Origin of the sequence: Methanospirillum sp., assembly GCF_035560735.1 — an archaeon.
In the GTDB taxonomy this organism is placed as follows: Archaea; Halobacteriota; Methanomicrobia; order Methanomicrobiales; family Methanospirillaceae; genus Methanospirillum.
This window is the reverse complement of sequence record NZ_DATMYY010000105.1, coordinates 1-7,214: the sequence shown is the minus strand read 5'-3', so window position 1 is coordinate 7,214 and position 7,214 is coordinate 1. Positions and strand designations below refer to the sequence as shown.

The following is a 7,214-nucleotide window of genomic DNA, read 5'->3' as shown; positions in this document are numbered from 1 at the left end:
ATATTATTCATGAGATCACTATCCTTTCCGGAAGGAACAGAAGTGGTGTTCCTGAAGGATTTGATGAGATCCGTATAAAGCCAGGAGATACTATATCCATTGTCGGTCCAACTGGTTCTGGAAAAAGTGCTCTCATCAATGATATCGAAATATTCGCTAACCGGGACACTGTTACGGGTAGAAAAATCCTGATAAACGGATCAATACCTCCGGAATATTTTGTCAGAGATCCTGCAAGAAAACCTGTTGCCATGATCACTCAGAATACCCGCTGTCTCTGTGATCTGTCAGTAGAGGATTTTCTCCTGATGCATACCAAGTCACGGGGTTATCAGGGACACGATCTTGTTGATACAACAATTTCTCTGGCAAATCAGTTCACCGGAGAACCAATACGCAGGAATGTCAGAATGACCCAGTTATCTGGGGGGCAGACCCGTTCACTGATGGTGGCTGATGCCATCCTCATTTCAAATACCCCGATTATTCTGCTGGATGAGGTTGAAAACGCAGGAATATTCAAAGATCGGGTAATTGAGGCGTTACGCAGATATCACAAAGCTCTCCTCTTTGTAACACATGATCCACTGGTTTCTCTCCTCTCAGACAGGCGGATTGTTATGCAGGATGGTGCAGTTGTAAAAGTTCTTACACCGAATGGTTCAGAGCAGTCCGCACTCAAACAAATGCTTGCATACGATGCTGCCATCGCCCGCGTACGAGAGATGATCAGGGCTGGCGAACTTATTACAAAAGCGGTACCGGCCTGAAATGCGGTTAATAATAGTTGCCGGCCCCCCATCGACAGGAAAGACCGCTGTAATCAAACAGATCATCAGGTCAATGCCTGATCACCGGTTCTCGTACCTGAAGATTGATGTGGTAGTGGCTACTGAAGATGAAGAACTCGCAGCCGAGTTTAGTATTCCAACAAAAAAAGTATACTCCGGTGATCTTTGCCCTGATCATGCTGGAATCATGGTGATGGATGATGCAATCTCCTGGGCCTCTGATCAGAAAACTGATTTTCTTATCGTTGAAAGTGCGGGCCTCTGTCTCAGATGCACACCATATACAACCCAGTCACTTGGCATCGTAGTCCTTTCGGCAATATCAGGCATTCATTCACCTGTCAAGATGGCACCGATGATTGCCCTTGCTGATATCGCTGTTGTAACAAGGATAGATCTCGTAACCCAGGCAGAAAAAGAGGTATTCAGAGAGAAGATCAAGTCCATCAGCCAAGGTATAGAAATCGTTGAGACAAATGCCATTCAGGGAACCGGTCTTCGGTTCCTGATCAGAGCGATAAGTGAAGGTCCGGAAATTACTGATTCCAAGGCTATCACACTTAGAGGGATTCCGCCACTTGGGGTCTGTACCGTCTGTATCGGAAAAACATCTATCGGCTGGCAGAATCATTTTGGTGTTATCAGAAAACTTGACGAGGCCGATTACCTCTTCAGAGGTGAGTAACCTGACCGGATGCACGGATCATGCTGATCATCAGAATACCACAATTATTTCAAACTGGACTCCGCCAGGACGGGATTGTGGGGCGTGTGGACACGATTCATGTATAGCGTTTATGAATGAGGTTTCTACAGGAAATGGGATAGTTACAGATTGTCCTTTTTATAATGCTGAATCAGAAGCCAGATCCCATGAGCAATATGCTGGAAATATACCTCCTGCCAGAAATCTGGATCATATACCTGATCAGGACATTCTAGGAAATCCGCTGGACTTCATTCTCATTCCACTCCCTGGAGAATTATCCGCACGAAAATTTCTGCTCCCGTTCAGACCTGACATGGTTGAACGGTGGGACATCAAGCCCGGTGATATCATAACCGGAAGACCGATGGGAGCAGGTTGTCCGGTCCAGCATGTCGTGCAGGTAATTTCTGCAAGCAAAGTATCAGGCCTTATAACTGGCCACGTAGTCGGGCCTTCCTTTTCCCGGGGACGTGAGGTTAAAGATCTGGAAGCATATCACATGATAGGATTTGAAGGAATTGCTGTTCCATCATTGAATGAACCTGTCTTTGGAAAACGGATGAGATTTCTTCCCGGATTCTGTATGATGAATATCGGACATACCGGAGTTGTAAATATGATCATGGTCACGAAAAATGGCCTCCATGTCAGGGTTGAGGATATCAGGATATAATGACCAGACTGGAAGAGATCTGTGAGCGGATCAGAAATAAGAGTGCTATCGTTCTTACTGCCAGTGAATTCAAGAAACAGATCTCTGACAGGGGACCGGATGAACTTATAAAAGAAGTTGATGTGGTTACCTGCGGAACCTGCGGTGTTATGTCAGGTACCTATGCAGTCCTTTCGGTTCCTGTAGCCTCGCCAGGATCATTTCTCAGGGCAGACACAGTGACCCTGAACGGGGTTCCGGCCATACCTGGGCCATGTCCGAATGAACGGCTCGGACTTGTTGACCTCATTGTTTATGGAACTGCCCATGCTTCTTCATCATATGGTGGCGGACATCTGTTTAGGGATATCATTGCAAATCATGAGATTCACGTTGATGTAACTGCCGGAGGAAAAGATTTTCAAGCACACGTATGCGGACATGATCTGCCTCATGCCCGCCTTTTCACGACCCGGAGTGCATTTAAAAATTATACCGCCATTATCAACAGATCAGATAAACCTGAACACACGATTTTCTCGGCACTTCCTCTTGAAGGAGAGAGCAGGGAGGCAACGGTTTCAGGTTGTGGAGAAATAAATCCGATTGAAAATGACCCAACACTCCGTTTTCTCACTCCAGGAACACAAATTCTGGTTAATGGAGGAGCAGGATTCATCATAGGTCAGGGAACACGGACCAGCGGAGCCCGTCCAAATATCGCGGTCCATGGAGAAATGATCTCCATGGATCCTGATTTTTGTGGCGGATTTCTCACTTCAGCAGGACCGGAATGTCTGACCAGCATTGGAACAGCCATCCCACTCGTTGATGAACAAGTAATTAATTCCCTCATGATACGGGACGCAGACATCCCGATGCCTGTGATGGATATCGCAAACAGGCAGCAGGTATCATGCAGTTCATATGACAGGGTCTGGACCGGAACAGCGGTAGAATTCACGTATCATCCTAACAACTGCATTAACTGCGATCCCTGCCTGATTCACAATATCTGCCCGGTTCAAGCGATTACTGGTACAGGTGAGATCGATTATTCACGTTGCTTCACCTGCGGTACCTGTGTACATCTCTGCAAAGGTACTGCGTATTCAGGGAATTTGGGAACTCTCAATTTACCTGAAGGAGACATTCCAATCGTGCTCAGACAATCAGACCGGCGAAGAGGAGAAAAACTCTGCCAAAAAACAAAAGAGATGATCCTGAAAGGGGAGTTGCAGATATGAATTCAGACTCCTATCATCTGGTCTGTCCAAAATGTGGTACCAGGTTTGATGATGCATACCAGTTGGCCTGCCCGTCTGGATGTAATGCTCTCATCATAGCAAAATACTCAGCACAACAACTGACAGTCCGGGATCTTCCAGGAATGTTTAGATATTCTGACTGGCTCCCGGTGAAAGGACATCTTGCCACAAAATCAGCTCCCATCTGTTATCAGAGTTCAGGTCTTGCAAATGAACTTGGATTAAATAACCTCTGGATAGCATTTGCCGGTTTCTGGCCTGAACGTGAGGCTTATGTTACGAGTGGGTCATTCAAAGAATTTGAAGCACTTCCCACGATGGTACGACTGGCTGAGCGGGCGAAAGGAGTGATCCTGGTTGCATCAGCAGGAAATACCGGCCGGGCTTTTGCTGAAGTTTCATCAAAAATTGGAAAGCCTGTAATTATAGTTGTACCAGCAAAAGCCAGGGAACGAATCTGGACAAGTACCCCGGCAGACCATCTGCTCCTTGTCACCATAGATGGCGACTATACCGATGCTATCAATCTCGGGAACAATCTCTGTTCCCTTCCCGGGATTTATCCAGAGGGAGGAGCAAAAAATATTGCACGCCGGGATGGAATGGGGACCATGATGCTTGAAGGAACAATGGCCATCAAGCATCTTCCTGACTGGTACATTCAGGCTGTTGGTAGTGGAACCGGAGGGATAGCAGCATGGGAAGCATCTAGGAGACTTGTCGCAGATGGAAGATTTGGACCAGACCTTCCCCGTTTACTTTTGATACAAAATGATCCTTTTACTCCCATGGTTCATGCATTTCAGGATGGAAGACGTGATCTCATTCATGATGACATGATAAATCCTAAAGAAGCCATCCCAAAAGTTCATGCCGATGTGCTTACCAACCGGGCACCTCCATACGGGATATCAGGTGGAGTGTACGATGCTCTGATGGCAACAAATGGAATGATGACAACTGCGACAACTGATGAAGCCATCAAAGCAGGTGATCTGTTCAGAAAGACTGAAGGAATTGACCTTGACCCAGCTGCAGCGGTCTGTGTGGGTGGACTTATAAAAGCAGTAAAATCCGGAGTAATCAAGCCAGACGAAAAGATTCTGCTTGCAATAACCGGAGGGGGATATGAAAGAATCCATAGAGAACTTTCAATTCATATACACACACCGGATTTTGAAGTTGATCAGAATACAAACAATGAAGAATTGATGAATTCAGTTAGAGAATGGGTGAGCAGGTATGTATGAAGAGCAGGTAGCTGAACTGCTGCACAACGAGGGGATAGAATTTGTAGTTTCACTTCCCTGTGACAGGACAAAGGATCTCTGTATGATCCTTGAAGATGAATTCAGGTACGTTACTATCTCACGGGAAGAAGACGGTGTAGGAATCTGCTCCGGGATTTCTCTCATGAACTCTCGCAGTGTTCTGCAGATGCAGAGTTCGGGACTTGGAAACTCACTCAATGCCCTCATGACACTCCCGGCGTTATATGGATTGCCTCTGCCTATTTTAGCCAGCTGGCGAGGATATTTCCAGGAAAAGATAGCAGCTCAGATACCATTCAATGAAAAAATTCCTGAACTTTTAACTCTCTACAATATTGCTTTTACCCCGGTTCTCACTCCTGCGGATATTCCCAAAATTCAAGAAGTAATCACAGATGCATTCATTAACCACCGACCCCATGTTGCCCTGATATCGCCACAGGTTTGGGAAGGGCAAGCTCCTGCAAAACGATGTGAATTCAAGTCACGGGAGAGAGAGACGAGCCTTACATATTCTGGTAAATTCAGAAAACCAGAGATGAAAAGGGCTGATGCAATCAGGGTTATTGCATCTCTGCTCAATGATGAATATGTAATCTCAAATATCGGGGTTCCTTCAAAAGAACTTCATGCAGCCAGGGACCGGGATAGAAATTTCTACATGCTTGGATCGTACACTCAGGCATCACCGATTGGACTTGGAGTAGCACTGGCAACCAAAGACAAGGTTGTTGTTCTTGATGGTGATGGAAGTCTGCTGGGAACTGCCATTCTTCCAGTGGTATCTGCAACAAAACCTGATAACCTGACTATCATATGCCTGGACAATGGAGTATATGGTAGCACCGGTGACCAGTGTTCTCCTGCATATCAGACGATTGATTTAGAACTTGTTGCCCGGGCTAGTGGTTTTACTCATACCCAAAAGGTACATTCAGCAGATGAACTCACGAGTGCATGGAATCATCAGACTCAAAGACCCAGGTTTATTCATGTCGTCATAGAACCAGGGAATAGTTCTGCTCCCAATATCTCTTTCACTCCTCACGAGATCAGGGACCGGTTTTCAGCAGGATAATTCTGAATATTTTTTCTGAGAATCCAAATGAAAGGTGGTCCAGAGTGAAGAGGCTCAGGTTACTACTATGGAAGATGCTGCACTCCTGACACTGGATGAATTTGTATGAGAATCTTTTGACTCTGTCCTGATGAAATATTTGCCGGGAATAACTCCGGTGGTCTCCCACATTGCTAAGGCCTTCCCGGTCTGATTAAGTCGTATCAATCCATATGACGCGGTCCCATGATAGACCGGGTCAGCAGGAATAAGAGATTTTAGTGAGATCTCATCAATCTCATCTCTCCCACCAGAAGGAACATAAGTTCCTATCTTATACGGTCCGGACGGGTAATCCCTCATGATGTCAGTCTGGTTACTTACAAGAAACGGAATCACCGGTTTATCTAATACTGCTACTGTTTCAGGTATGACAACCCAAATATAAACATCCTCTCCGGGTTTTCCTGAAACGGTTGAGCTGAACGATTCTCCTGCCTTTACTGAGGTAGGGTTCGTACTGATGGTAAGAAGATCTGATGTTTCACCAGGATGAGATTCAATGAGTAATGCTTGAGTCTGATTATAAAAATCGATTAATGGTCTGTTCAGGAGTGAATACTTCTCACCACCCAGGGAATCATGTGATGACGATATATCAGTCATGGATGAATGCACACCAGATGGTGATTCTGTATGAGGCACATTATCAGGAGTCGGTGTCGAAGAAACAGAAGGTGATAGTGCTGCTTCCCGTGTCTGACCGGTAGCACCTGTATTCATGGATGCTGTTGCCTTTCCCTCATCAATAGTGATGAAGTTCTTCTCTTCTTTTGAACTTGTACTTCCCTCTTTGCTGATAGAAAGAGATACTGGGTATGTTCCAGGCTTTGAATAGATATGGATCGGGCTTTGTTCTGAAGCAGAATTCCCATCACCAAAATCCCAGTACCATGCCGTAGGATCTCCTACTGAAAGATCAGTAAACTGGACCTGTACCGGAGCAGTTCCCGACCGTTTGTTAACCGTAAAGTCCGCCATAAAGGATGGCTTCATCCCTGAAATCGTAGGTAAGGGTGAGAAGAAGGGATTTGTAAGCACCCGGATGGAGTCCGGAAGTGTACTGGTGTCAGTACCTGACTCATCAGAAACGGCCATTGAAACTGTGTACACTCCGGGCTGAAGATAGGTATGCATGATCTGCTTACCTTCTCCAGTAGAGCCATCGCCAAAATTCCACCGCCAGTCTATAGGGTTTCCTTGAGTGGTGTCAGTGAAAAACACCGTCAGCGGCACCTGTCCCTGGACAGGTTTCATCACAAATTGAGCATGTATTGCAGTAACTTCTCCTCCGATACTGATCAGAACAACAAATATGATCATAAACAATACTCCCCGATTACAATACGTGTTCATCTGAACCACCATCCATAGAAGATACGAGTGTAGTATTTTGTGAATTATTT

Annotated in this window: 7 protein-coding genes; 6 read left to right on the top strand and 1 reads right to left on the bottom strand. The window is 45.7% G+C overall.

The features are described from left to right. Window positions 1-2: 2 nt before the first annotated feature. Genes VN429_RS03405 through comE form a run of 6 tightly spaced genes read left to right on the top strand, consistent with a single transcriptional unit; the run spans window position 3 to window position 5,769 of the window. Complete coding sequence (locus VN429_RS03405; RefSeq protein WP_325629807.1) at window positions 3-770, top strand: ATP-binding cassette domain-containing protein; 768 nt, start codon at window positions 3-5, stop codon at window positions 768-770. Between the two features lies 1 nt (window position 771). Next, on the top strand, window positions 772-1,476 hold the full coding sequence (locus tag VN429_RS03400) for a GTP-binding protein (RefSeq protein ID WP_325629804.1): 705 nt from the start codon (window positions 772-774) through the stop codon (window positions 1,474-1,476). Then, the gene (locus VN429_RS03395; RefSeq protein ID WP_325629802.1) at window positions 1,442-2,173 is read left to right on the top strand and encodes a (Fe-S)-binding protein; all 732 of its coding nucleotides are present in this window, start codon (window positions 1,442-1,444) and stop codon (window positions 2,171-2,173) included. Before VN429_RS03400 ends, VN429_RS03395 begins: the two co-directional genes overlap by 35 nt. Continuing rightward, entirely contained in the window at window positions 2,173-3,399 is a 1,227-nt protein-coding gene (locus VN429_RS03390) for a methanogenesis marker 16 metalloprotein (RefSeq protein WP_325629800.1), read from the top strand. Before VN429_RS03395 ends, VN429_RS03390 begins: the two co-directional genes overlap by 1 nt. Continuing rightward, the gene (locus tag VN429_RS03385; protein WP_325629798.1) at window positions 3,396-4,670 is read left to right on the top strand and encodes a cysteate synthase; all 1,275 of its coding nucleotides are present in this window, start codon (window positions 3,396-3,398) and stop codon (window positions 4,668-4,670) included. Before VN429_RS03390 ends, VN429_RS03385 begins: the two co-directional genes overlap by 4 nt. Further along, a complete protein-coding gene (gene comE / locus VN429_RS03380; protein WP_325629795.1) occupies window positions 4,663-5,769 on the top strand; it encodes a sulfopyruvate decarboxylase subunit beta in 1,107 nt (368 codons plus the stop codon). Before VN429_RS03385 ends, comE begins: the two co-directional genes overlap by 8 nt. Window positions 5,770-5,823: 54 nt before the next feature. Here the strand turns inward: comE and VN429_RS03375 are convergent. Beyond that, window positions 5,824-7,214: PKD domain-containing protein (locus VN429_RS03375; protein ID WP_325629793.1), on the bottom strand; the 1,391-nt coding region annotated here is incomplete at its 5' end.

What these genes read in the sequence shown, in the direction of transcription:
- VN429_RS03400 (WP_325629804.1), top strand. Translation starts at nt 772, where the DNA reads ATGCGGTTAATAATAGTTGCCGGCCCCCCATCGACAGGAAAGACCGCT.
- VN429_RS03390 (WP_325629800.1), top strand. Translation starts at nt 2,173, where the DNA reads ATGACCAGACTGGAAGAGATCTGTGAGCGGATCAGAAATAAGAGTGCT.
- VN429_RS03385 (WP_325629798.1), top strand. Translation starts at nt 3,396, where the DNA reads ATGAATTCAGACTCCTATCATCTGGTCTGTCCAAAATGTGGTACCAGG.
- comE (WP_325629795.1), top strand. Translation starts at nt 4,663, where the DNA reads ATGTATGAAGAGCAGGTAGCTGAACTGCTGCACAACGAGGGGATAGAA.